We start from the raw sequence: 26,396 nt of genomic DNA on the forward strand, positions 1-26,396 counted from the left end.
AGTTGAGTTTTTTGGTTTGGTTAGGGGCTGCTTTTATAAAGCAGCCCTTTTTTTATGATTTATACTTAAAACACTGCATGATAATTGTATAAAAATCATTTTAATTCTCATAACACAAACAAAAAAAATCTATACACCTTTATAACATTAATAAATTGACAAATAATGCAGTTCAAGATACGACATACAACAAAGCTTTTAAAAACCACTTTTGATGGCTGGAATGACAAAGATCCCTTTAGACAAAGTGCAGTAATCGCATACTATGCAATATTTAGCATACCAGGTCTACTTGTATTGGTTATTTCGGTAGCGGGTTATTTTTTTGGAATGGAGTCCGTCAATGCGAATATTATGGAACAAATAGCTGGTACTATGGGGAAAGAAACAGCAGTGCAAATTTCCCAGATATTAGCAAAATCAACTGAAAGTAAATCCACAGTTTTAAGTACAATTTTAGGAGTAGTTATTCTATTATTTGGTTCCACTGCTGTGTTTGTAGAATTACAAAAAACGTTAAATTTAATTTGGGATGTCGAAGTAAAGCCTCAAAAAGGTATTTGGTCAATTTTGAAAGCGAGATTGTTTTCTTTTGGATTGATATTAGCAATAGCATTTTTACTAATGGTTTCATTAGTAGTTTCTACGTTCCTTTCAAGTATGGGAAAATGGATGAAAGTGTACACGCATGATTCTTTGATATTTTTTTACAATACCATTAATTTTGTTTTTTCTTTAGGAGTTATATCAGTTCTCTTTGCACTTATGTTCAAAATTTTACCTGATGCTAAAATAAAGTGGCGTCATGTATGGCTTGGTGCTGCTGTTACTGGTGTCTTATTTACCATTGGAAAAACATTACTAGCTTACTATTTTAGTACTGCTGAACCCGCATCTGCTTATGGTGTAGCTGGTTCAGTGATTTTGATTTTGCTGTGGGTTTCTTACTCTTCAATGATATTATTTTTTGGAGCTGAGTTTACGGCAACCTATGCTAAAACATATTCTGGGACGGTACCTCCTACCGAACTTGCTAAAAAGAATAATCAAGACACCTCGTTATAATTGATACATTTAGTAACACTAGCTTTTACTTATTTTCGATCATTTTTGCTGGCTTTTTATTCGTATTATATTGAATATGTGAATCTTATAAACATACTCTAAAGTTATATAACACCTACTGTTTTTATATGCTCTAATTTTAGCGAAACAGAAATTAATATTGAAGTTTCAACTATTAAAAAAAATACCATGAAAACAGTAAAAAAATTAGGAATTTGGATGGATCATTCCATTGCTTATTTAATGGAGTTCACCACTAACCCTTTTGAAATTCAAACCATCGAATCAAAAATTCCAGCAGCAACCAACGACAGTAAAAATCGAAATGTCTCAAAAAAGGCTAAAATAAAAGAAAAAAAGACTCTTTTCAATTACTATAATACGTTGAGTAATGCAATAAAGAATTATAAACAGATTATTCTTTTTGGTCCTACCGATGCAAAAATGGAGTTTTTTGATGTATTGAGTGAAGATGTGCGCTTTCATAAAATGAGAGTAGAAATCAAGGAGACAGACAAAATGAATGCTAGACAGCAGCATGAGTTTATAAGAGAACATTTTGCTAATAAGTAAAACAGTTTACTACCATATTTTTGAAATGAGACTAGTAGAGCTCATGAAAATTACTATCCTTTTTTAGATTTATTATTAAGCTTTAAAAAGTGTGAATATTATAATTTAATTTGGAATTATCACAACAAATATCAGGTAGTTTTAAAAGACCTTTATACTGTTAAATAAAAGCAAAAATTAACTTTTAAATATTGCCATAAAATGAATAAAATCACAGCAATAGACGTATTAAATTCCTTCATTATAATTAATAATGATAGAATTATAAAATATAAAGCCGCAGCGCAAGACATTAAAAACTACAGCCTTAAAAAAGCTTTTACTGACTTTCAAAAGACCAGTCAGCAATGCAAGCTAGAACTAAGTAAGGAGATTATAAAATTGGGTGGTACTCCAGTTGAAGATAAAGGTTTTTCGAATACAATTCTTACTTTATGGAGCACTATAAAAAACAGTTTAATCTATAAAGACTTAACTGATATTATCATTAATTGTGAGCGTAACGAAGATAAAGTAATGCAAAAATATTATGATACAATTTATAATAACTTGGGACTTTTAAATGATAACCAACAAATTATGTTAAGTGAGCAATACTTTTCTATCAACACTGACCATTATGAAATTAAATCATTAAAAAATAGTCTTCTAGCTGTTACTAATTAGAACATTACTTAAAAACATTCATTGAAACTTTTACTAGTATTTATTTTAGTGAAAGTTTTTTTAAGCATTAAAATAAAAAAATTTCACTCATTTATCAATCTTTAAAAAACATATAATTTTGACAACGTATTTAAAAAATGTGTTTAACGACGTGGGTAAGGTAACCTTATTTTCCGCAAAGTTTTTTAAAGAAGTATTTACGCCTAGATATGAATTTAAGGAATTCATTAAACAGTGTTATATTATTGGCTATAAATCAATACCCTTAGTAGCTATAACCGGTTTTATCATGGGGTTAGTTTTAACCTTACAGTCGCGACCAACTTTAGCTAATTTTGGTGCGGAATCCTGGTTACCAGGTATGGTAGCACTTTCTTTAATAAGGGAAATAGGTCCGGTGATAACTGCTTTAATTTGTGCTGGAAAAGTTTCATCTGGAATAGGAGCAGAATTAGGTTCAATGAAAGTGACCGAGCAAATTGACGCTATGGAAGTTGCGGCTATTAATCCCTTTAAGTTTTTAGTAGTAACTAGAATATTAGCCACTACTTTGATGATCCCTTTATTAGTGGTACTGGCAGATGGGATTGGCATCTTAGGTGGGTACATCGGAGTTAATATTCACGGTGATGTGAGTTTATCAAGATATATAGCAAAAGTATTTGAAATACTGACTTTTACCGATATTTTCCCTGCGACTATTAAGACGTTTTTCTTTGGATTTTTCGTTGGAATGATAGGTTGCTACAAGGGGTTCACTGCAGAAAACGGTACTGAGAGCGTAGGAAAAGCAGCTAATTCAGCTGTTGTGACAGCTTCTTTAACCATATTCATCATTGATATGTTAGCAGTTCAATTAACAGATTTATTATTATAAAGTGATGCAAGAAGATTCTAATACAATAAAGAAAATATTTAACGATTCACAAAGTCCTGTTATTGAGATTAATAATCTTCATAAAACCTTTGGTGAAAATAATCATGTTTTAAGAGGAGTAAATCTCAGTGTCAATAAAGGTGAGGATTTAGTTATCCTGGGTAAGTCTGGAACTGGAAAATCCATAACCATTAAATGTCTGGTTGGTTTAATAAAAGCCGATAAAGGTGAAATAAAAATTTTCGGAGATGACATTACTAAACTAAACACAAACGAGCTCAATAAGATTAGAGTAAAAGTTGGTTTTCTTTTCCAAAATGCTGCACTTTATGATTCAATGTCGGTAAGAGAAAATTTAGAATTTACTTTAAAACGTCATTTTGAGGAATTAACTGCTGAAGAGGTTGCTACTGAAGTACATGAAGTTTTAGAAAATGTAGGATTAGTTGATGCTATAGATAAAATGCCATCGGAGTTATCTGGAGGAATGCGTAAGAGGATTGGATTGGCTCGGACATTAATTTTGAAACCGGAAATCATTTTATATGATGAACCCACAACAGGATTAGACACTATAACTTCTAAAGAAATAAGTGAACTAATCTTAGAAATACAACGAAAAAGAAAAACTACTTCTATAATAATCACCCATGATATGGCTTGTGCTAAACTGACAGCTGATCGGGTAATGATTTTAAAGGATGGTGTAATACATACCGAAGGTAGTTACGATGAATTAGAAAATAGCGATGATGAATGGGTTCGCTCTTTCTTTATATAAAAACAAATTAAATAATCAATTATGAATAAGGAGTCTGGGTTTACTTGGAAATTAGGAATGTTTGTTCTTATAGCAATTGTTGCCTTTGGAGCGACAATCTATTTAGTAGGCAAGCAAAAAAATCTATTTGGAGATACATTTCGTATCCATTCTAACTTTAAAAACGTTAGTGGTTTAGAAGTTGGAAATAATGTTCGTTTCTCAGGTATAACAATCGGTACTGTTGATGAAATACAGTTAATATCTGATTCTGCTGTAGTTGTAAGTATGACAATCAAACAAGAAGTACAGAAGTTCATCAAAACAGATGCAATGGCAAGTATTGGATCGGATGGATTAATGGGAGACAAAGTATTAACAATCTCCCCAGGAACCCATTCAAATAAAATGGTCCAAAATAATAGTAGAATAGGATCAACTAAAGCTGTTGAAATGGATGAAATTATGCAAAGTGTAAAAACGAGTATGGATAATGCTAGTATAATCACTGAAGAGTTAGCGCAATTTAGTTATGATATGAATCATGGTAAAGGAGCACTATCAAAATTAATGACCGATGAAAAATTTGCTAATAGTTTATCTAAAACAATGACCAATTTGCAAACAGGAACTAAAGGTCTAAGCGAAAATATGGAAGCGGCAAAACACAATATACTTTTAAGAGGTTATTTTAATAAAAAGAAAAGAGCAGAAGCTAAAAAGAAAGAGGAATTGGAAAAAGCAAAGAAGGAAGCTTTAGAAGAAAAAGAAGATGATAAAAAGAAATAGTTTATTTAATTTAGAATCAAACTAATTCATGACCCCCACTTAAGCAAGTGGGGGTTATTTTTTATATAAAAAATAGTTCTCCATTATCTTAAATGTATTCTTTAAATGGAGATGTGTAAATCACACAACTTATGATTAAATTCCTATAACACTCCTCTTCCACTTTCTTCTGATATTTGTAATAACAAAATGAAGTAATAAACTTAAATTCAAACAACATGAAAAGATCAATTTATACACTAGCCTTTGCTTTACTTATTACAGGAACAACTTTAGTTTCGTGTAAACAATCAAGCAATGAAGAAACTGTAGAAGTTACTAAAGACGATGAAGGTAACACGGTTATGGTTAACAGTACCACTAAAAATAAAGAATGGGAAGAGTTTAAAATGAAAACAGACAGTGCTATCAATAAAAATGAAGTTCGCATAGGCGAATTGAAAGTGAAGATGAAAGAAACTGGTAATTCAATCGATTCTACTTATCAAAAAAAAATAGATCAATTAGAACGAAAAAACCAAGATATGAAAATGAAACTAGACAATTATAAAGTTGATGCTAGTGAAAATTGGGAATCATTTAAACGCGAATTCAATCATGATATGAGTGAGTTAGGAGATGCTCTAAAAGATATTACGGTTGACAATAAAAAATAGAAATGCAAATACTATAACTTTTACATAAAGTTATGTAACACAAACCACCTTAAAGAGTTAGATCTTTGAAATATATTAAATCAATCACAATAAAACATAATAAAAATGAAAAAATCAAGCAAAATAGCACTAGCTAGCTTTTTATTTAGCTGCTTTGCATTCTCAGGAGCAAATGCACAGGACAAGATGTTAAAAGCACCAACATTTGGATTTAAAGGAGGGGTTAATTTCTCTAATTTATATACAGATAATGTAGATGACAATAATGTTCTAACTGGATTTAATGCTGGACTTTTTGCAAAGTTACCAGTATCTAATACAGTTGCAATTCAGCCAGAGATTTATTACACAACTAAAGGAGCTGAAGTTACATATAACAACGCTTTTGCTAATGGAACTGCAAAATTCAATGTTAATTATGTAGAAGTACCTGTTCTTTTAGTAGTTAATCTTACCGATAAATTTAACATCCATGCAGGACCATATGCAGCCTATATGGTAAGCGGTAAGACAGAAAATGATAACAATCTTTTTACATCAAATGACGAACTGGATACTAACGACTTTAACAAATTTGATGCTGGTATTGCAGCTGGTTTAGGAGTTGATTTAGAAGTGCTAAGTTTCGGAGTTAGATATAACTACGGTTTAACTAAAGTTGGTAAGGAAAGAGATTATTCTGGTACAAGTTACACTTACCCTGATGCGAAAAATAGCGTATTAAACGTTTATGTAGGATTTGCACTTAATTAATAAATAACATAATTAAAATAAATAATATAACCATTAAAAAATAGAAATCATGAGTAATCTACTTTATACCCTAGCAGTAATTTTAATCATTTTTTGGGCAATCGGATTCTTTGCATATAGTGCAGGAGCTATAATCCACGTCTTATTAGTAATAGCAATTATCGCTATCTTATTAAGATTGATCCAAGGAAAGAGTTTATAAACATAATTGAATAAAAATCACAAATAATTTAAAAAATAATAGATATGAAAACAGATAAAGTAATTTTAGGACTTTTAGGCGGAATAGCAGCAGGTGCAATTTTAGGAGTATTATTTGCTCCAGATAAAGGAACTGCAACTAGAAAAAAAATTAAAGATAAAAGCACAGATTATAGTGAAGACCTGAAGGGGAAAATCGACACTGTAATGGAGACTATTTCAAAAAAATATGAGGATTTAAAAAGCGAAGGTCAAGACCTATATGCTAAAGGTAAATCTAAAGTAGAAGATGCAAAAAAAGATATTCAAAGCGAAGTTCATAAAGAAGCGCAAAATCTAAATGCGAACTTATAATTTTGAATTCCCATACGTTTAAAAATTTATATTATGAGCAGTAAAGCAACAACAATAGAAGTGCTATTTGATAAGATTGAAGATTATACTAAAACAACTATAGAGTTAACAAAGTTGAGTGCTGTAGATAAATCTGCAGATGTACTATCATCGCTAATATCTAGAGTAACAGTTTCTATTGTTGTTGTTATGTTTATGTTACTATTAAACTTTGGTTTGTCTTTTTGGATAGGAGAATTACTCGGCAGCACGTACTACGGATTTTTTATCGTAGCTGCTTTTTACCTTATCGTATCTATATTATTACACGTTAATAAAGATGCGTGGATTAAGATGCCAGTAAGCAATCTCATTATTGCAAAAATTTTAAAAAATAAAGAGCATGAAAAGTAGAAATGAAACAGAGAATTTAATTGAAACAATTGCTATATTAAAAAGAAAACAAGCTGAAGAATTTTTGGAATTAAATCAACAATTTCATATTGTTTATGAAAGTGTAAAACCGATGAATCTGATTAAAAACACATTCAACGAAATGGTTAACACTCCTGAAATCCGACATAATTTTCTTAATAATGCAATCGGTTTGTCTACAGGTTACTTATCAAAAAAAATAATGTTAGGTTCTAGTCATAGTCCTGTCAAAAAAGTAATAGGTACTGTTGTTCAATTCTTGATAACTAATTTTGTTTCTAAGCATTCAGACAACATAACCAGTAAGTTATAGTATACAAATTTTTGACAGAAAATATAATATAATTTATCATCATAGGATAAGTTATATATTTAAATCGAGGCTTTACTGTCTCGATTTTTTTTATGTCAAAAATTATAATAATTGCTTAAACCAGTAACTGAACAAATATTCCCGTAAACAAGTATAAAAAAACTTGCCTAAAAAATTCTTAACTTTACATTTCACCTTTATCAATTATGAACGATAACGAAAATTTAATTATAAGGTTTTACACTGCTATTGCAAATGCCAAACCTGAAGATATGTGCGCTTGCTACCATCCAGAAGTTAAATTTAGTGATCCTATTTTTGATTCATTAAAGGGTAAGGAAGTGTGCCAAATGTGGAAAATGTTACTTAAAGGCAGTAATGGAAATTTAAAAATTCAGTATTCAGACGTAAAATCAAATGAATTTATTGGAACTGCAAAATGGATAGCTGATTACCAATTTAGTAAAACAAATAGAAAAGTTACAAATATAATCTATTCGCAATTTCAATTTAAAGATGGTTTAATTATCAAACATACTGACAATTTTGATATTTGGAAATGGTCTAAACAGGCTTTTGGATTAAAGGGCTTTCTCTTTGGATGGACTGGCTATATGCAAAAGATAATTCAAAATAAAGCTTTACAATCATTTAAGAAATACCAACAAGCACAGTCATGTTAACATCAATTTTAAAAGAAATATACGCAAGAGACCTTAATAAATTAAAGGAAGAATTAAACGCCTATACTAATGAAGTAGATTTATGGTTAATAGGTAAACATATCTCAAATTCTGGTGGCAACTTATCTTTACACCTCATTGGTAATCTAAAAACCTATATTGGTGCAGCCTTAGGCGGTCAAAAATACACTAGGAATCGGCCTGAAGAATTCTCGTTAAAGAATATTGCAAGAGATTCAATCATTAAGCAAATTGATGAAGTAATACAAGAAATAAATACTGTTCTTGATCATATTACTGAACCGCAATTAATAGCCGAATATCCTATTTTTGTATTCGAAAAACCTACTTCAACTGCTTACATGTTGACTCATTTAGCCTCTCATCTCAATTATCACTTAGGCCAAATTAATTACCATAGAAGATTATTAGCATAATTTTCTACTCTAGTTTTCATCGGTAAGACAATTTTAAAAAGCAGTAACTTAATCCACTAGTAAAACAATCAATTGTATTTCAAACAATTAGCAGTATCATAATAATCACTATTGTTTTAAAGCATATGGAGTTGGGCGTAATTATACAGATAATCCGTTTGTCTATTTTGCTAAATTGTTTTCAAATCATTATCTTGCAATGCTAAAAAAATGTTAAAATCATACAAATCAATATATTAAAATGAAGGAAATTGTGCATAAAAAATTGAATGAATTACAAGCTACAGCTATTTGTGGAAATGACATTAGCTCTTCTTGTTTATACGTATCTGCGCTAACCATAATGTATGCAGGACAATTTGCGTGGATTTCGTTATTATTCGTAGCAGTTGTACTTTTTTTATTCAGGAAAATCTATGGAGAGGTTGTTGGAGCTATCCCTTTAAATGGTGGTGCTTACAACGTACTTTTAAATACATCTTCAAAAAGATTAGCTTCACTTGCTGCCACTTTAACTGTGTTGTCTTATATGGCAACTGCAGTAATATCTGCCTCAGAAGGAATGCATTACTTACATGGAATATTTTCAGGAATTGATGTTGGTATTGCAACCGTTATTGTATTAATCGCTTTTACTGGGCTAGCAATTTTAGGGATAGGAGAATCAGCCTTTGTTGCTGTAGTTATATTTATTATTCATTTAACCACGCTTAGTTTATTAGTTTTTGCATCCGGATGGTTTATATTTAATCACGGTCTTCAGACCTTTCATATTAACTGGGAATTACCCATATCGTCTGGAGGGATTGTCAATGCTTTATTTTTAGGTTTTTCGGCTGCGATGCTTGGTATATCTGGTTTTGAGAGTTCCGCAAATTTTGTAGAAGAGCAAAAACAGGGCGTATTTCCGAAAACATTACGTAATATGTGGGCAATCGTAAGTTTTTTCAACCCAATGATTGCTTTACTTTTAATTTGTATCATTCCACTTGCAGAGGTTGGAGAACATCAGGAATCTTTATTAGCCTTTTTAGGTAAAACAACTGGAGGGTCTTGGCTTGCAACATTAATATCTGTTGATGCCGTTTTAGTGCTTTGTGGAGCTGTATTAACTTCGTTTGTAGGGGTATCAGGTTTATTGAATCGTATGACTTTAGACCGTATTTTACCTAACTTTTTTCTTAAGCAAAATAAGAGAGGATCTAATTATAGAATTATTATTAGCTTTTTAATCTTATGTGTATCTGTATTACTTGTTACTAAAGGTAATTTACTTGAATTAGCTGGAGTATATACTTTTTCGTTTTTAGCAGTAATGGGGCTATTTGGAATTGGAAATTTACTTTTAAAGTTCAAACGTAAAAAATTACCAAGACCAGAAAAAGCAAGGGGAATTGCAGTTGTTTTAGCAGTTGCCTTAATCATTGTAGCGTTTGTTGGGAATATGCAATTAAACATAGGTTCGTTCTTTACCTTTATTAAATATTTAGTTCCGGCAGTGGTATTTATTGCCATCATGTTAAATAGATCATTTTTAATCCAAGTGATGATTAGTGCATTAGAATATTTTTACAAACCAATGCGTAAAATGGTCATATTTAGTAACCGTTACTTGATGAAAATGAATTTAAAAATAAATTCTCAAGAATTTGTCTTTTTTACAAAAGGAGATGATGTCGCCATTATCAACAAAGTAATGCAATATGTTCAAAATAATGAGACTACAAAAAAATTAAAAATTGTCAACGTTAAAGCGGAAGGTGAAAACAATGACCTTTTGATTATTGATTTAAAAGTATTAGACCGTGCTTATCCTGAAATTGATATTGAATTCATAGAATTAGAAGGTGTATTTGGTCCACAAATTATTGATGAATTATCAACAAAATGGAATATTCCTAAAAACTTCATGTTTATAGGTTCACCAGGTAACCGATTCTCATACCGAGTATCTGAACTTGGTGGGGTACGATTGATTATGTAATCAACAAGCATAATAATGTCCATTAACCTACAACAAATTATGAAAGATATATTAGATTTTACGCTATTGCAAATAGGTACTTATGACTTAAAAATCATAAGTATTCTTAAACTAATTGCGTTCATATTAATAGTTCTTATTGTATTAAAAGTAATTCGAAAAACTATTTATAAAATTGATAAAATAGATATTGGCAAAAAATATTCTATTTACAGTTTAGCTAAGTATTTAATCATTGTTGTGGCCTTAATTCTGGGTCTGGAGATGTTTGGCTTTAATCTTTCTGTATTAGTTGCGGGTTCTGCAGCTTTGTTAGTGGGTATTGGATTAGGTTTACAAAATTTATTTAGTGACTTTATTTCTGGTATTATTCTTTTAGTAGACTCTTCTGTAAAAGTGAATGATGTTTTAGAATCAAATGGATTGGTATGTATTGTAAAAGAAATCAATTTAAGAACTACTACGGTACTTACAAGAGATGATAAATACATCATTCTACCTAATACTGATTTGACTAGAAACCAGTTGATCAACTGGACTCACAGCGATTTAACGTCAAGATTTGATGTTTCAGTAGGTGTTGATTACTCATCTGATGTCAATCAGGTGATGCAAATATTAAAACAAGCTATAGATGAACAGGAGGGAATTTTAAAAGAACCTAAACCCTTTGTACGCTTTAACGACTTTGGAGACTCTTCTTTAGATTTTGCTATCTACTTTTGGTCAGAAGATGTATTTAGAGTTGAAAACAGAAAGAGCGAACTTAGAGTACGTATTTTTGAGCTATTTAAAACAAACAATATTACTATTCCTTTCCCGCAGCGTGTTGTCCATATAAACAAATAAAAAAAATAAATGGAAGAGCAAATTCAAGAATACCTTTACAACCCAACAGTAGGAAAAATTGTGACGCTTTTCATAGGTATCGCTGTCATTTGGTTGTTAATCAAAACCATTCAAAAGAATTTGTTTTCAAAAATCAAAGATAACAATAACCGATATAAAGCTAAAAAGTTCAGTAGTTTTATAGGGTACTTTTTGAGCCTAATATTATTGACACTAATTTTTAGTGATAAATTAGGAAGCTTAACTGTTGCTTTAGGAGTCGCAGGTGCTGGTATTGCCTTCGCACTACAAGAAGTGATTGCTTCCTTTGCGGGCTGGTTAGCCATTATGTTTGGAGGATTCTATAATACGGGAGATCGAGTACAACTAGGTGGTATTAGAGGAGATGTTATGGATATTGGAGTTTTACGAACCACCATCATGGAAACAGGTCAATGGGTAGATGGTGACTTGTACAATGGCCGAATTGTTCTTATAGCCAATAGCTACGTATTTAAAGAACCTGTTTTTAATTACTCTGGTGAATTTCCGTTTTTATGGGACGAAATAAAAATCCCAATTCAGTTTGGAAGTAATTACGAACAAGCACAGGAAATTATTTTAAATGCCGGAATTGCTGTAGCTGGTGATCTATCGATTAAATCCAAAGAAAAGTGGCATTCGTTACAAAATAAGTACCGTTTAGAAGATGCTCAAACAGAACCTATGTTATCACTTATTGCTAACGACAACTGGGCCGAATACACACTCCGATATGTTGTGGGATATAAAAAAAGGAGAACTACAAAAACAATCTTATTCTCCAAAATCATGACCGAAATTGAAGCTACTAATGGAGCTGTAAAAATGGCTTCGGCTACATTTCAACTGGTTCAAGCACCAGATTTCAACATTAATATTAAAAAATAACAAATGGATTTTTTTCATCTTTTTTCAATACTCATCGTATTGTCAGCAGGATTTGCGTACATCAACTTTAGAGTATTAAAATTACCCAATGCCATAGGTTTAATGTTTGTTTCTCTAATCTTTTCTTTTTTTATACTTATTCTCGGCTACTATTTCCCTACTTTCAAAGAAAGCGTCGCTATTAAAATGGAGAATATCAATTTTAGCGAATTACTATTAGAGGGAATGCTAAGTTTCATGCTGTTTGCAGGAGCTATACACATAAAGTTTAAAGATTTAAATAATGAGAAATTAAGTATTCTTCTTTTTTCAACTTTTAGTGTATTGATCAGTACTTTTATCATTGGTTTTGCAAGTTTTTATTTGTTGAATTTCATGGGTGTTAAAGTAGAACTGATTCATGCGATGCTTTTTGGAGCATTGATATCCCCTACTGACCCCATTGCTGTATTGAGCATCTTAAAAAGTGCAGGAGTAACAAAATCATTGGAAACTAAGATTGCAGGTGAGTCGTTATTTAATGATGGTGTTGCAGTAGTGGTTTTTATTACCATTTTAAAGTTAGCCAAACCAGGATCTAATTTAGACATCAGTAGTATTCTCCTTTTATTTGGACAAGAAGCTGTGGGAGGATTGTTCCTAGGGATCATTATAGGCTATATAGGCTACAAATTGATTGCTAGTATTGATAATTACCAAGTGGAAGTTTTAATTACGTTAGCCATCGTTATGGGAGGGTATACCCTAGCCCACTACACCCACGTATCAGGACCTTTGGCGATGGTAGCTGCAGGGTTGATAACTGGAAACCAAGGAAAAAGATTAGGTATGTCTGATGTTACTGCTGAATATATTGATAAATTCTGGGAACTGATAGACGAAATATTAAATGCGGTTTTATTTGTTTTAATAGGTTTAGAATTACTAATCATTCAAACCAATAAAAAAATTCTTATCGCTGCGGTAATTTTATTGTTTATTACTCTTGTGACGAGATACATTTCTGTTTATATTCCTTCTATAGCGGTACGTTTAAAAGAAAAAATTACGCAAAAAACAATCCTTATTTTGACTTGGGGTGGATTAAGAGGTGGTATTTCAATAGCTCTAGCTTTATCTATAGCACCAGAATATAATAAAGACATTTGGGTAACTATTACCTACGTAATCGTATGTTTCTCTATTTTAGTACAAGGGATGACGATAGGTAAGTTTGCAAAGAAAATGCAATAATTTTTTAAAACTTAAGTTCGACAGATAGTATAAAAAAGCCGTTTTAAAATTAAAACGGCTTTTTTTATGGAATGAATTCTTTAATAATAAAGAAATATTATGAAACTATTTAAAACGATTTGTCACCTTATATGCATATTTTCATATAGAACAGTATCAAATACTTCTCCTGATGATACTAAGATTATTCAAGTTATTTGGCGTGTAAGTAAGAACACCAACATACAATATAAGTATTCAAATCGCTGTTTATAAGCACTAGAATCTACTTTGTCTACCCATTTTATTTCAAGTGATTTTATGTAGTAAAAAGCAATTAAATAGTATCAAAATCAAACCGCCATTCTTGATTTTTTTCATACCAAAGTTGGCCTCCTGCAACAGTCAACGGACAGTCGAAATTGTTCGTATATAGCGCCCCAGTACCTAAGCCCTGCGGCATTAAATTTGGCTGTAAAAAAGTCCACTGAGCAATCGCATTTAAACCAATATTACTCTCCAAAGCAGAGGTAATCCACCAACCAATTTTGTATTTATTTGCCAAATTAATCCACTCTTGTGTACCTCTAAAACCACCTATAAAACTGGGTTTTAAAATAATATATTGCGGACTAATTTTTTGTAGTAATTGTTCCTTTTCTGCATATGAAAACACTCCTATCAGCTCTTCATCCAATGCAATAGGAAAAGGAGTAGTTTCACAGAGCTCTGCCATCCTGTCAGTGTTGTTTTTTTGAATAGGCTGCTCAATGCTATGTATTTTAAATTCAGATAGTTGAGTTATTTTAACTAAAGCTTCATTTGCACCAAAAGCACCATTAGCATCTACTCTAATCTCAATTTGTTCAGGGCTGAAATTCTCCCGTATATGGCTTAATAATTGTAGTTCTTTATCAAAATCAATAGCACCAATTTTGAGTTTAATACACTTAAAACCCTGAGCTAATTTTTCTTCAATTTGTTCCTTCATATAAGCAGGTTCACCCATCCACACCAATCCATTAATTGGTATTGATTTACTACCATTCGTAAAGTCAGAAGGGAACAATAAAAAAGGGCTTGTACTAACCAAAGACAGGAACGCCATTTCCACGCCAAACTGTATCGATGGAAACTCTAGAAGTGCCTCCCAAAGTTGCTCTTCACCAAGATGAATATTCTCGCAGGTCCACTTTAATTTTGACTCATAATCAACTCTATCGTCAATACTCAGTCCACGCAAAATTCCGCACTCTCCTATTCCCTTTTTACCGTCTTTTTCAAGAACGATAAACCAAGTTTCTTTTTGAGTGAGTACACCTCTAGAAGTTCCCGATGGACGTTTAAAATCTAGAATATATTTGTGATAAGTTGCTTTCAATTTTGTTTATCCTTTACATCCAATAATACGCTCGGAATTAATTATCGATCATTTTTAGTATTCTCTTAAAATCATCATGTTGAATTCCCAAGTCTTGGAAATGTTGAAAATCTATTTTTATCTTATTATTCCAACTTAAAGAATCATTGACATTTTGAGCTTGGTATTCTTTATAAATTGTTTTGGCTTTTTGATAATCATTATCCAATAAATAAGCGTGAGCTAAATTAAGTTTCACTAACAGCTCTGCCTGATCTAATTTTTCTCCTTCTTTTAAATATTGTATTGCTTTTCCAAACTGTTTAGTCAGCAGGTAATCGTAAGCAATGGCTGCATAATCTAAAGCCGTCCCTTTACCGTCTTTTATAATCGCTGCGTATTGTGCAATAGCATTACCATAGTCTGCTTTTTTCTCAAAGCCGATAGCTTTTGCTCGTAAACCGTCATAAGCTGCTTTAGAAGCACCCGTTTCATTAAAACAAGCATTCCCATAATCTTTATAAATTTTAGCTTGTTCAATAGCTAATCTACTTTTAAAGTCCTGAAATTTATATTGTTTTTGGATTTTTTCTTCAACACAAATACAAAAATCGTCTGAGTTAGCCATTTTTCGGGCTAATGCTGAAGTTTTACATTGATCGATGACATCTTTTCTATTAGCAACAGTCCACCCTCGACTTAATTTTAAATCCACCCACGGAACCACTTCTAAAACAATTTTTTGTTTCATTAACCAATTAGTGCTTTCGAATGCAAACCATAGATTTGTTGTAGTAGGTTTTATACAAGCCGACTTCTCAATAGAAAGTCTTTGTGCATCTTTACTAAGTGGCTTATCCTGCACCAGGCAAGCTTTATCTACTGTTCTATGTTTTTGATAATCCAAAGCCAGTTCGTTAGAAGAAAAGATAGCATACTTAGACTTATCATCTCCTGAAATTTTTGAGAGAAGAAAGACAGCTCCCGCTGAGCCTTGACTAATACCTGTAGGATCAGGAATAGCTTTCAGAACTGAGACTAAACTACCTGCTAGTTGCTGATTATCATCTAAAATAGTGATGCGATAAATCAACTCAGTAGTTCCAACAGGAAAATCATCTGTTTTGACCACAATACGATCTCTTGCTGTTACTACAATTTCTTTTGTTGTAGCGCGATCTTTATCCCAGTAACCATCTTGTTGTGCACAAACGGACTGACAAAACATACTGCCCAAAAGCAGAAAAATTATTTTATTCACTGATATAACTGTTATTAACTGAATACAACTAGCCCAGCTGTTTGTTACAATCTTTACTGCCAGGTTTTGGCAGTAAAGATTGTAACAAACAGCTGGAAATAGCTCCTTATAAAATTTACAACTCAATGCTCTCACCAATATTAAGCAGCATCAAATCTTTTCCTTTATCAAAGAACTTTTGAATCGCCTGTTTATGGTCGATTTCAATGTATCCAAAAGTATCGTAATGATAGCCTAATATTTTATCACATGCTACAAAATCAGATGCTAAGATAGCGTCTTCGATATCCATCGTAAAATTATCTCCTATAGGAAGTATCGCAAGATCAAGATTAGTGCGCATAGGAATCAATTTCATATCCATAGTAAGCGCTGTGTCTCCTGCGATATAAATGTTCTTATGCTCGCCTTCAATTACAAAACCTCCAGGATTTCCTCCGTAAGCTCCATCAGGGAACGAACTAGAATGAATCGCATTCACATATTTGACTTTCCCGAAATCGAAGTTCCAGCTCCCGCCATGATTCATTGGGTGCGCTTGAAAATCTTTCGCTGCATAATAACCTGCAATCTCAGCATTAGATACAATCACTGCATTTGTACGTTTAGCAATAGCTTCTACATCTAATACATGATCACCATGAGCATGCGTAAGCAAAATATAATCTGCTTGTAATGTGTTGATATCAATATGTGATGCTTGTGGATTTCCTGAAATAAACGGATCCACTAAAATATGCTTTCCTCCTACTTCAATTCCAAGGGAAGCGTGTCCATAAAAAGTAATTTTCATAATATATAGTTATTTATCGTCCTCCTAAAAGGGTATTTACAATAATATCTGAGAAAAAATAAATCATACACAAAGCGAGCAATATTGAAAGTGCAAAGGTACTTAGTGCTAATTTTTTTAATTCTGGATCTAACAATTTAGCATTTTTGTTTTTATACACATTAACCAAATGTTTAGTTAACGGAATATAAGCTAGTAAAAAGAGGTACTGGTCTAGTTGAAAATTATTTAGTAAAGCAAAAACCAATACTAATCCCATAGCCATCATAACTAGAAAATAATGGTACAGTTTTGCTTTCTTTCCTCCTATTTGCACCACCAAAGTGTTTTTACCCACTTTTTTATCTGATTCTTCGTCGCGCATGTTATTTAAATTCAGTACTCCTACACTCAACAAACCAATAGCGGTTGCTGGTAAGAAAAGCTCTAAATCTAATTGTTGTGAGTATAGGAAGTTAACACCTAGTGTACTTACTAATCCAAAAAATACGAATACAAATAAATCACCAAAGCCTTTGTATCCATAAGCTGAACTTCCTATTGTGTAGCGTATTGCGGAGGCAATAGCTAAAATACCCAGTACTAAATAAAATAAAGAATAGTAAATATTAGTATCTGCAAAGGCATAAAAAATTAGTAATACTGCCGAAAGCAAGGTTAATAGCGAAGTGATGATTATAGCTCTTTTCATTGCCTGCGGGGAGATGGCACCGCTTTGAATAGCACGCATAGGTCCTACTCGATCTGCATTATCAGTACCTTTCACACCATCACCGTAATCATTGGCAAAATTGGACAAAATTTGCAAACCAAGCGTTGTTAGTATAGCAAAACCAAAAATTCTCCAGTTGAAAACCTCGGTAGGCGTTAATATGGAATCTGTGGGGTTAGCTAAAGCATACATACTCCCTACTATAATTCCAGAAACAGATAAGGGTAACGTTCTTAGTCTTGCTGCTTCAATCCAATGTTTCATTTTATTTTGTTTTATTATTTTTTAAACTTCTATTAAGCTCACCTAGCTTACATCCAATTATTATTTGAGGTTTCTATCCTATACAGCCAAAGATTAACATACTGTTTTATTGTTGTAAAATTACCCAACTGAAAAACCAAGTTGCCTCCAGCAGTATGTATCGTTATTGATCCAATGTCTGCTTTTTTATGCCAAAATAACTGCGAAGTAGTGATGGCTTGAATCTTCTTTGTTTCAATAATTTTATTATCAATGTCCCAGGCTCCGCTTTGTTTTATTATAAAATCATCTGTGATGAATAATCTATTGTTTTTAAATCCAAAATACACCACCAATCCTACAAACAACAAATATAGCGGTATCGCAAACGAATATTCAAAAAATTGTGGCTGAATATAGATTGCAAAAGCTATAAATACACAAACAGGAATTACCATTGATAAAAAAATAGCAAAAACCAGTTTACGGTAATTGGGTGTTAGTTTAATTCCTTTTTCAGGAGTTTTTTCAAACAGCAATTTTAATATAGCCTCTTTTTCTAAATCATTACAACCAGGAATTTCAATCATGGATTTTCTATCTTCCTTATCACTACTCGTAGCTTGCTTTATCTTTATTTCCAGAATATTCATTTTTTTCTGGAAGTAATTGCGTGTGATAGTCGTAATCTGTACTTTTTCTGGCTTCACAATAGTACTCTTAGTACTTAACAAACCATAGGTAAGTAATAAAGAACCGTTTTGTCTCGCTACTTTATAGTCAAAGTATTTAAAAACCACTCGTACTAAATTAAACAGCAACACTATAGTAAACATAAAAATTAGAAACACTACCAATGTCTGTACTATGGAACGTTCAGCGACAAATGCTTCTAGCTGTTCTTCATCGACATCAATTTCACCTAAATAATTCTTTGCGTTTTCGAAAATGGTTACAAAAAAGGCTAGAATTAAACCTAATGTCTTGACATAGTTAGAGGTAATACCCACTTTTAACAAACTTACAAAACTAATTTTCACTAAGGAATCATCAGCTCCTATTTCATTATTAACGTACTCTTCTTTTAACAAGGAAGCCGAAGTATGCGCATCTTGATCTAACAACCTAGCTTTTAAAGCTAGCGCTAAAGAGTGAGATATTGCTTTAATACTTCCTTCTTTTTTAGCACTTCCAGCAGTATCCACATTCAGTTCATAAACGCCAATGAGGCGTTTTAAAACCGACTGATTAATATCAACTTGTTGAATTTTATCTAGCTGAATTATTGTTTTCTTCTTATTAAAAACACCTTCATTAATTATAAACTCATCCGTTTCATCATCTAAATAAAAGGTAAAATTCAAATATCTTAAATAAGCCATTAATCCTATTAAAACTAGAAAAGTTAGGATTCCTAGAAAGAGGTATAGCTTATTCAATTGATCAAACTTTACAATATAGACAAAAATAATCGGCAACAGACCGCGCACCCATTTTTGTAGTGTATCAAAAAAAAGAATCAGCACGCCGAGTCCAGATTGTCTTTGAGCATGATTAAAATTTTGCTCCATTACAGCTGTTTTTGAATTTTCACCATTAACAGTTGCTTGATACTTTCAGCTTGATCAATAGCTATTCCTGGAATTTTTAAATCACTAGAACTTCCTCCAGCGGTAAAAATCTCAATTTTAGCTAATTTAAAATAACGCGCAATAAATCCTTCATGTAAAGCAACATGTTGCACTCTATTATATGGTATTACAATGGTATTTGTCGCAATAATACCGTGTCTAAACAATACATCATGCTCTCTAAATGCAAATCCTTTCTTTTTATAACCTAGCCTTGATAACGTAAGAACAAGCGTCAACAATACTAGAAAAGCTGTCCAAAGTGGAAACATAAATACATTTAAACCGGCATTATAATACAACACTAATCCAAGTCCAACGCCTAGTATGACGAATAGAATAGTGATATTAAATAAGATAACTTTCCAATAGTTTGTATCCAATACTGAAAATTGCACTTCTTCAAATTTTGGAAGCTGCGTTATATCAATTGTTGCGTTTGAAAAATTTTCCATTTTGTTAGTTTTAAAGTTCCAGGTTTAAAGTTTAAAGTGGTAGAAACCAATTTAAATTTGTTCATTAAAACTTTTTTTTTAGGGTAACCACTTTTTTTCAAAATTAGGCTTACGTTTTTCTAGAAAAGCATTTCTCCCTTCCTTAGCTTCTTCAGTCATGTACGCTAAACGAGTGGCTTCACCAGCAAAAACTTGCTGTCCTACCATACCATCATCTGTAAGGTTCATGGCAAATTTTAGCATTTTAATAGCCATAGGTGATTTTCCTAAAATCTCTTGTGCCCACTCATAAGCAGTATCTTCTAGTTCAGCATGTGGTATAACAGCATTTACCATCCCCATATCCATTGCTTCCTGAGCTGAGTAATTGCGACCTAAGAAAAAGATTTCTCTAGCTTTCTTCTGACCAACCATTTTAGCCAAATAAGCCGATCCATATCCACCATCAAAACTAGTCACATCAGCATCTGTTTGTTTAAAAATAGCGTGTTCTTTACTAGCTAAAGTCATATCACACACCACATGTAAGCTATGTCCTCCACCTACAGCCCAACCTGGAACTACAGCGATAACCACTTTTGGCATAAAACGAATCAATCGTTGTACTTCTAATATATTCAATCGATGCTGCCCATCGTCCCCTACATAGCCTTGATGTCCTCTTGCATTTTGATCACCACCACTACAGAATGAATAAACACCGTCTTTTGAAGAAGGACCTTCAGCAGATAGTAAAACCACTCCAATTGAAGTGTCTTCCTGAGCATCATAAAATGCTTGGTACAATTCGGCTGTTGTTTTAGGTCTGAAAGCATTTCGTACATCAGGTCTATTAAAGGCAATGCGCGCTACACCGTTGCACTTTTTATATGTTATGTCTTCAAATTCTCTTGCAGTTATCCAATCCATTATGTGAGTTTTAAATTTTATAGTGTAAAAATAAATCATTTTTTACACTTTCCATCATTAGGTCTTGGCTAAAGCCTATGGAAATCTAAATTATTACTGGTGTTCAAAAAAAAAATCAAAAAAAATCATAGACGTTAACACTTTTAATTTTAATTTTTTATTAACTTTATCACTGTTAATCAATAGCATACCTATTATTGATAACGTTTCACTGATTTATTAACCTAAAAAAGGAATGATTTGAAAAATTTAAAAAGCTTTACCACTCTTTTTTGTACGGTGCTCAAATTAAAAATCGGAGAGAAAGAGCCCAGTGGGAAAACATTAAATGAAATCAGAATATTTCAATTGTAACACCTAAGGTTAACTTGTAGATTACTATACTTGATTAGGAATTAATCATTAAAATGAAGAAGTAAAATCTACCTATAATAATACAAACCAAATGGCTTAATCGTGAAGTTGTGTCTGTATTTCCTTTAATTGTTAAAAAAAGGTAAAGATCAAAAAGTAAAGTATCATTGATAGTAAAACTTTACATGATTATCTATAACAGTCCGTAATTATGGAAGGTTATAAAATAGAAAGACTAACCGGTTCCGATTAGTCTTTCTTTTTTTTATGCTATTTTATATATTTTACTCTGTGATCAAGTAAATACCGTCTTCTTTAATTTCAATCAATTTCTCTCTATACAAAGCACCAATAGCTTTTTTGAAAGTTTTTTTACTCATCTTCAAAACGGTCTTAATATCTTCAGGATGCGAACTATCTGTTAAGCGTAAAAAACCACGACTAGCTCGTAACTCATCCATTATCTTATCAGCATTAGGCTCGATACTCTGGTAACCTTGTACTTGCAAAGCCACATCAATTTTATTATCAGGACGTATGTTTTTAATATATCCTCTCATACGGTCTCCCGTACGAATCGCATCGTCGTACACCTCGTCTTTATACAAAAGTCCTTTGTGACGTTCATTGATAATTACATTGATACCAATTTCAGTAATATGTGAAACAATAAGCTCCACTTCTTCCCCTTTTTCAACAGTCAATTCATCATTCTTTAAGAATTGGTTTGTTTTACTCGAAGCTACTAAACGATTGGTTTTTTCATCCATATAAAGGTAAACCAAGTAACGTTTTCCTTTTTCCATAGGACGCGCCTGCTCTTTAAATGGAACTAAAATATCTTTCTCCATTCCCCAATCCATAAATGCACCTATCTGATTCACATAATTTACACGTAAAAGTGCAAATTCATTTAGTAAAATATAAGGCTCTAATGTTGTAGCAACAGGACGTTCTTCATGATCTAAGTAAACAAAAACAATAAGTTCCTCCCCTATTTCAAATTCATTAGGTACATATTTGTTAGGTAAAAGGATGTCGTGAATTCCTTCAGGATCAGTTTCTGGGCTTCCCAAAAACAAACCAACTTTAGTATCACGAAGTATTGTAAGCGTATTGTATTTTCCTATTTCAATCATTTTATTCAATTTTCTAAGGCGCAAAGGTACGAAGTTTGAAAATAGTAAACCTACACTTTAAACAATTCCCCTATTTTTTAGTTATGGCAGCATTATAGTCCGTTTTTCAATCACATTTTGTCCCGCTGTATGCAGTATCTTTTTGGCTGAACACCAGCCAAAAAAGGATACATGCTCCCATCGGGACTAGACTAGAATGTACTTTGATTTAAAAAACTTTCCAATTTACTAGTAACTCTTAAAATTATACCTACACTATCTTAGGTTGACATAATGCGAAGTAAACAAATCTTAAAACTGTATTTCGTTGTTAGATTCATTCTTTTTTTATTTAATTTTAAAGTCTAAAAATGAATAATCAAAAAACAAATGAAACCTAATCCTTTTCTCTACCTGCTTGCATTGCTGTTATTTTCACAAATTAGTATTGGACAAATCACCAATGCTGATCCAGAAATCAAAAAGATGATTACCGAAATTAAAGCCGAGAGCCTTGAAAACACTGTAAAAAAACTAGTTTCTTTTGGAACCAGACATACCTTAAGCGACACTAAAAGTAAAACAAGAGGAATAGGAGCTGCACAACAGTGGGTAAAATCAGAATTTGACAAATATGCTTTAGAATCAGGCGGAAGACTGACATCAAACATTGATTATTTCACTATTAAAGCGGATGGACGACGTATTGCGGTTGACAGTCAGTTAGGAAATGTAATGGCAACTTTAAAAGGCACGGATTCCAGTGATGATCGTGTTTTGATCATAAGCGGTCATTTAGATTCAAGAGTTACTGATGTTATGGACGCAAAATCAGATGCTCCAGGCGCTAATGACGACGGTTCTGGCGTAGCAGCTATGATGGAATTAGCAAAGATAATGAGTAAGCGTTCTTTTCCTTATACCATTATTTTTGTAGCTGTAACTGGAGAAGAGCAAGGTTTATATGGTGCGAGACATTTAGCTGAATTAGCTAAGAAAGAAAATTGGAATATTGTTGCCATGTTAAACAATGACATGATCGGGAATAGTTTGTCTAGTGGTACCAATTTAAGAGACAATACTAAAGTGCGAGTATTTAGCGAAGCTACTCCGTATCTTGAAACCGAGGATGAGGCTAAAATGCGAAAATTAATTAACAGAGACAATGATAGTCCGTCAAGATTATTGGCTCGCTATATTAAGACTACAACAGATCAGTATGTGGATCAGTTAGAGATAAACCTTGTTTATAGAAATGACCGCTTTTTACGTGGTGGTGATCACACTCCCTTTAGTCAAAATGGATTTACTGCAATTCGCTATTGTGAAATGAATGAAAATCACGATCATCAGCACCAAGATTTAAGAACTGAAAATAATATTAAGTATGGGGATCTTCCTGAATTTATGGATTTTGAATACCTAAGAAAAGTATCAGCATCTAATCTAGCTACCTTGGCTAATTTGGCTTGGTCACCCAAAGCGCCAACAAACGTGGGCATAGAAGTAAAAGACTTAACTAACTTCTCCACTTTGCAATGGAAAGCGCCAGAAGGGAAGAAAGTGTATGGCTACCAAGTATTGATCAGAGAAACTTCGGATACCAACTGGCAAAAAGCCATTTTTGTTACTGATACAAAAACAACGATTCCTTATTCTAAAGACAACTTCTTATTTGCGGTACAGTCTATAGATGAATTAGGACACGCTAGCTTGCCGGTTTTTCCCACTCCAATTCGTTAATTAGGATTATAATTGTACACAAAAAAAGCGCCTATTAGGCGCTTTTTATATTTAAGTGGGTTTATAATTAATTATAAACGCTTTCTTTTTTAAAGTGAACTGCTAATAAATAATAAACTACAGCTCTGTGTTTATTTTTGTTAGAGCGACCATACTTTTCCATCACTGCATCAATTCCAGCATCCAGATTTGCTCCATCTGCCAGACCTAATTTTTTAATTAAAAAGTTGTTTTTTACGGTATCTAATTCCGCCTGTTGACTACCTGCAACTGTTGCAGCATCTGCGTTATAGATAGAAGGTCCACAACCAATAGTAACCTTGGTCAGTAGGTCCATATCTGGAGTTACACCGCATTTATCTTTTAAATCAGCAGCATACTTCGCAATTAATTCGTCTCTTTTACTCATAAAATTTAATATTTAAGTTAATAGTTTTTTGGTATTCTCAAATTTAAACATTTATTTATAAGTCGGACCTATTTTAGTAGTAAATTGTAAAAATAAGGGCAAAAAGGGGTGAAATTAATCCATAATTTACTTTAAAAGCTAATAAAAACAACTTTTACATTATAAATACATTCTACGCTATTATTTTGTTTTATCCTTATTTATCTCAAAAATTAAATTAAATTTTTAAAATACTGGAGCAAAACAGTATCGTTTTCAAATGTTGGTGTAAAAATTTCTAAAATTGCAGGTTTAGTATTGTTTTGATAAAAAATATCTAATTCAGTTAGTAGCTCTCCTTCCTCTTTTGCTACTTGGTAAGCTAAACCATACATTTTGGCTAAATGCTCGGCAGTTAAATGATGATTTGTTTCAAAATACGTATTGAAAACAGGCGTTTCTTCATGACCTGGCAAAATTCTAAAGATCCCACCTCCACCGTTATTTATAAGAATTATTTTGAAATCTTGGGGAATGTAATTATTCCACAGCGCATTGCTATCATACAAGAAACTTATATCACCCGTTATAAAGACCGTTGGTTTATTGCTTCCTACAGCAGCTCCTATTGCTGTTGATGTACTACCATCAATACCACTGGTTCCTCTATTACAAAATACTTCAATTGACGGATCAATTGCAACCAATTGTGCATAACGGATAGCCGAGCTATTACTAATTTGCAGTTGAGAATCCTTAGGTAAAGAATGAATTACTTTTTCAAAAACTTTAAAGTCTGTGAAGGGAATTTTAGCTACATACGCATCACTTCTCTCTTTCCTTGTTTCCACTAGCTGCTGCATTTCAAGAAAATAATCACTTTTTACCTCCGTTGTCAGCGGTAAAAACAAATCAAAAAAAACGTCTGGTTCTGTTACAAAATGTTTTGATAATGCACCAAAGGTGTCATAGGCTCTCAAGGAATCAATATGCCAATGTTCTTTAGGCGGGTATTTTCTCAAAAAAGCTTTGATTCGTTTAGAAACAATCATTCCACCAAAGGTTACTAAAATTTCAGGTCGAAACTTCTCAAAATCCTCTTCGCTAAATGGCGTAATTATAGTATCTATATTATTTATAAAAGTGGGATGGTGTAGATTAGAAGTTGTTTCAGTTAAAACAATCACTGAATCATCATCCGCTAAGGCTTGGATATTTTTTTCTTCAATGCTATTAGGTTCATTTACGCCAACTAAAACCATCTTCTTCACAGATTTGTTCCAGCGCTCAGCAAATTCAGTGACATTATTAATCGAAATTGACGTAGGTACTTTTGCGGAAGCGGAAAAAATTGGATTTACTGAAAGGCTCGTGCTGGTTTCATATAAAGGCTCTTCAAAGGGAGCATTAATATGCACTGGTCCTTTTTGTAATAGAGCAATATCTAATGCTTCATTGATTTTGGCATCGTTTTCTAAAGAGGCTTCTTCTCGTAAATTAGCGTTAAACAAGGAGTGATTAAGAAAAACATTCTCTTGACGAATAGTTTGCCCATCTCCTATATCAATCTTATTTTGAGGCCTATCAGCTGATAAAACTACTAAAGGAATTTGACTATAAAATGCTTCAGCTACGGCTGGATAATAATTGAGTAAAGCTGAACCAGAACTACAAATCAAAGCAACTGGCACTTTTGTTTGCTGTGCAATACCTAAGCCAAAAAAAGCAGCACATCTTTCATCTACAATACTATAACAAGTAAAAGCTGGATTATTAGTAAAACCCATGGTCAATGGTGCGTTTCTTGAACCTGGAGATATTATTATCGTAGTGATTCCCTTGGCTAAACAAATTTCGATGATGCTTTGCGCTAAAGGTATTTTGGGGTAAATCATTAAAGTTTATTTTAAAGTGTAAGGTTTAAGAGTTCAAAG

29 protein-coding genes are annotated in these 26,396 nt (G+C 32.4%); 19 read left to right on the plus strand and 10 right to left on the minus strand.

Annotation, left to right across the window (positions count from 1 at the left end; all coding sequences use genetic code 11):
* Positions 1-165: 165 nt before the first annotated feature.
* From ACEN2K_RS12550 to ACEN2K_RS12635, 18 genes are all read left to right on the plus strand, one after another.
* A complete protein-coding gene (locus ACEN2K_RS12550; protein ID WP_441759672.1) occupies positions 166-1,065 on the plus strand; it encodes a YihY/virulence factor BrkB family protein in 900 nt (299 codons plus the stop codon).
* 189 nt (positions 1,066-1,254) lie between these two features.
* The gene (locus ACEN2K_RS12555; RefSeq protein ID WP_441759673.1) at positions 1,255-1,638 is read left to right on the plus strand and encodes a hypothetical protein; all 384 of its coding nucleotides are present in this window, start codon (positions 1,255-1,257) and stop codon (positions 1,636-1,638) included.
* Positions 1,639-1,839: 201 nt separating this feature from the next.
* On the plus strand, positions 1,840-2,304 hold the full coding sequence (locus ACEN2K_RS12560) for a PA2169 family four-helix-bundle protein (protein WP_441759674.1): 465 nt from the start codon (positions 1,840-1,842) through the stop codon (positions 2,302-2,304).
* 118 nt (positions 2,305-2,422) lie between these two features.
* Positions 2,423-3,181, plus strand: coding sequence for an MlaE family ABC transporter permease (locus ACEN2K_RS12565; RefSeq protein WP_441759675.1), 759 nt, complete (start codon positions 2,423-2,425; stop codon positions 3,179-3,181).
* A gap of 4 nt (positions 3,182-3,185) precedes the next feature.
* Positions 3,186-3,962 (plus strand): ABC transporter ATP-binding protein, encoded by a 777-nt coding sequence (locus tag ACEN2K_RS12570; RefSeq protein WP_441759676.1) that lies wholly within the window; start codon positions 3,186-3,188, stop codon positions 3,960-3,962.
* Positions 3,963-3,983: 21 nt separating this feature from the next.
* Entirely contained in the window at positions 3,984-4,730 is a 747-nt protein-coding gene (locus ACEN2K_RS12575) for an MlaD family protein (RefSeq protein WP_441759677.1), read from the plus strand.
* A 218-nt stretch (positions 4,731-4,948) separates the two neighbouring features.
* The gene (locus ACEN2K_RS12580; protein WP_441759678.1) at positions 4,949-5,386 is read left to right on the plus strand and encodes a hypothetical protein; all 438 of its coding nucleotides are present in this window, start codon (positions 4,949-4,951) and stop codon (positions 5,384-5,386) included.
* Between the two features lie 105 nt (positions 5,387-5,491).
* Positions 5,492-6,139, plus strand: coding sequence for a porin family protein (locus ACEN2K_RS12585; protein WP_441759679.1), 648 nt, complete (start codon positions 5,492-5,494; stop codon positions 6,137-6,139).
* A gap of 49 nt (positions 6,140-6,188) precedes the next feature.
* The gene (locus ACEN2K_RS12590; protein ID WP_441759680.1) at positions 6,189-6,341 is read left to right on the plus strand and encodes a lmo0937 family membrane protein; all 153 of its coding nucleotides are present in this window, start codon (positions 6,189-6,191) and stop codon (positions 6,339-6,341) included.
* A 44-nt stretch (positions 6,342-6,385) separates the two neighbouring features.
* Complete coding sequence (locus ACEN2K_RS12595; RefSeq protein WP_441759681.1) at positions 6,386-6,694, plus strand: YtxH domain-containing protein; 309 nt, start codon at positions 6,386-6,388, stop codon at positions 6,692-6,694.
* A 33-nt stretch (positions 6,695-6,727) separates the two neighbouring features.
* Positions 6,728-7,087, plus strand: coding sequence for a hypothetical protein (locus ACEN2K_RS12600; protein WP_441759682.1), 360 nt, complete (start codon positions 6,728-6,730; stop codon positions 7,085-7,087).
* Positions 7,077-7,421, plus strand: coding sequence for a hypothetical protein (locus ACEN2K_RS12605; RefSeq protein WP_441759683.1), 345 nt, complete (start codon positions 7,077-7,079; stop codon positions 7,419-7,421). The genes ACEN2K_RS12600 and ACEN2K_RS12605 overlap by 11 nt, the downstream gene beginning before the upstream one ends.
* 206 nt (positions 7,422-7,627) lie before the next feature.
* Entirely contained in the window at positions 7,628-8,104 is a 477-nt protein-coding gene (locus tag ACEN2K_RS12610; protein WP_441759684.1) for a nuclear transport factor 2 family protein, read from the plus strand.
* Entirely contained in the window at positions 8,098-8,541 is a 444-nt protein-coding gene (locus tag ACEN2K_RS12615) for a DUF1572 family protein (RefSeq protein ID WP_441759685.1), read from the plus strand. The genes ACEN2K_RS12610 and ACEN2K_RS12615 overlap by 7 nt, the downstream gene beginning before the upstream one ends.
* A gap of 241 nt (positions 8,542-8,782) precedes the next feature.
* On the plus strand, positions 8,783-10,525 hold the full coding sequence (locus ACEN2K_RS12620; RefSeq protein ID WP_441759686.1) for an APC family permease: 1,743 nt from the start codon (positions 8,783-8,785) through the stop codon (positions 10,523-10,525).
* Between the two features lie 39 nt (positions 10,526-10,564).
* On the plus strand, positions 10,565-11,374 hold the full coding sequence (locus ACEN2K_RS12625; RefSeq protein ID WP_441759687.1) for a mechanosensitive ion channel family protein: 810 nt from the start codon (positions 10,565-10,567) through the stop codon (positions 11,372-11,374).
* Positions 11,375-11,383: 9 nt separating this feature from the next.
* Complete coding sequence (locus ACEN2K_RS12630) at positions 11,384-12,283, plus strand: mechanosensitive ion channel family protein (RefSeq protein ID WP_441759688.1); 900 nt, start codon at positions 11,384-11,386, stop codon at positions 12,281-12,283.
* A 3-nt stretch (positions 12,284-12,286) separates the two neighbouring features.
* Positions 12,287-13,516, plus strand: coding sequence for a cation:proton antiporter (locus ACEN2K_RS12635; protein ID WP_441759689.1), 1,230 nt, complete (start codon positions 12,287-12,289; stop codon positions 13,514-13,516).
* A 316-nt stretch (positions 13,517-13,832) separates the two neighbouring features.
* On the opposite strand, the gene menC is transcribed toward ACEN2K_RS12635, so the two are convergent.
* From menC to ACEN2K_RS12675, 8 genes are all read right to left on the minus strand, one after another.
* Positions 13,833-14,876 (minus strand): o-succinylbenzoate synthase, encoded by a 1,044-nt coding sequence (gene menC, locus ACEN2K_RS12640; protein WP_441759690.1) that lies wholly within the window; start codon positions 14,874-14,876, stop codon positions 13,833-13,835.
* Positions 14,877-14,913: 37 nt separating this feature from the next.
* Positions 14,914-16,116 (minus strand): tetratricopeptide repeat protein, encoded by a 1,203-nt coding sequence (locus ACEN2K_RS12645; protein ID WP_441759691.1) that lies wholly within the window; start codon positions 16,114-16,116, stop codon positions 14,914-14,916.
* Positions 16,117-16,231: 115 nt separating this feature from the next.
* Entirely contained in the window at positions 16,232-16,909 is a 678-nt protein-coding gene (locus tag ACEN2K_RS12650; protein ID WP_441759692.1) for a metal-dependent hydrolase, read from the minus strand.
* Positions 16,910-16,922: 13 nt separating this feature from the next.
* On the minus strand, positions 16,923-17,885 hold the full coding sequence (gene menA, locus ACEN2K_RS12655) for a 1,4-dihydroxy-2-naphthoate octaprenyltransferase (RefSeq protein WP_441759693.1): 963 nt from the start codon (positions 17,883-17,885) through the stop codon (positions 16,923-16,925).
* A 47-nt stretch (positions 17,886-17,932) separates the two neighbouring features.
* A complete protein-coding gene (locus ACEN2K_RS12660) occupies positions 17,933-19,435 on the minus strand; it encodes a PH domain-containing protein (RefSeq protein ID WP_441759694.1) in 1,503 nt (500 codons plus the stop codon).
* The gene (locus ACEN2K_RS12665; protein ID WP_441759695.1) at positions 19,435-19,950 is read right to left on the minus strand and encodes a PH domain-containing protein; all 516 of its coding nucleotides are present in this window, start codon (positions 19,948-19,950) and stop codon (positions 19,435-19,437) included. The genes ACEN2K_RS12660 and ACEN2K_RS12665 overlap by 1 nt, the downstream gene beginning before the upstream one ends.
* A gap of 78 nt (positions 19,951-20,028) precedes the next feature.
* On the minus strand, positions 20,029-20,898 hold the full coding sequence (locus ACEN2K_RS12670; protein ID WP_441759696.1) for a 1,4-dihydroxy-2-naphthoyl-CoA synthase: 870 nt from the start codon (positions 20,896-20,898) through the stop codon (positions 20,029-20,031).
* Between the two features lie 599 nt (positions 20,899-21,497).
* Positions 21,498-22,352: a CvfB family protein gene (locus ACEN2K_RS12675; RefSeq protein ID WP_441759697.1), complete on the minus strand. Its 855-nt coding sequence runs from the start codon at positions 22,350-22,352 to the stop codon at positions 21,498-21,500.
* A gap of 369 nt (positions 22,353-22,721) precedes the next feature.
* Here ACEN2K_RS12675 and ACEN2K_RS12680 point away from each other — a divergent pair, with 369 nt between their 5' ends.
* Positions 22,722-24,074 carry a M28 family metallopeptidase gene (locus ACEN2K_RS12680; RefSeq protein ID WP_441759698.1) on the plus strand — a complete coding sequence of 451 codons (1,353 nt, stop codon included), beginning with the start codon at positions 22,722-22,724 and terminating at the stop codon, positions 24,072-24,074.
* Between the two features lie 67 nt (positions 24,075-24,141).
* Here ACEN2K_RS12680 and ACEN2K_RS12685 read toward each other — a convergent pair whose 3' ends face one another.
* Both ACEN2K_RS12685 and menD read right to left on the minus strand, forming a co-directional pair.
* Positions 24,142-24,483 (minus strand): DUF2853 family protein, encoded by a 342-nt coding sequence (locus tag ACEN2K_RS12685; protein ID WP_441759699.1) that lies wholly within the window; start codon positions 24,481-24,483, stop codon positions 24,142-24,144.
* A gap of 212 nt (positions 24,484-24,695) precedes the next feature.
* Entirely contained in the window at positions 24,696-26,357 is a 1,662-nt protein-coding gene (gene menD, locus ACEN2K_RS12690) for a 2-succinyl-5-enolpyruvyl-6-hydroxy-3-cyclohexene-1-carboxylic-acid synthase (RefSeq protein ID WP_441759700.1), read from the minus strand.
* Between the last annotated feature and the right edge of the window lie 39 nt (positions 26,358-26,396).

This window comes from Flavobacterium sp. W21_SRS_FM3, from assembly GCF_052113625.1.
Taxonomy (GTDB): Bacteria; Bacteroidota; Bacteroidia; order Flavobacteriales; family Flavobacteriaceae; genus Flavobacterium.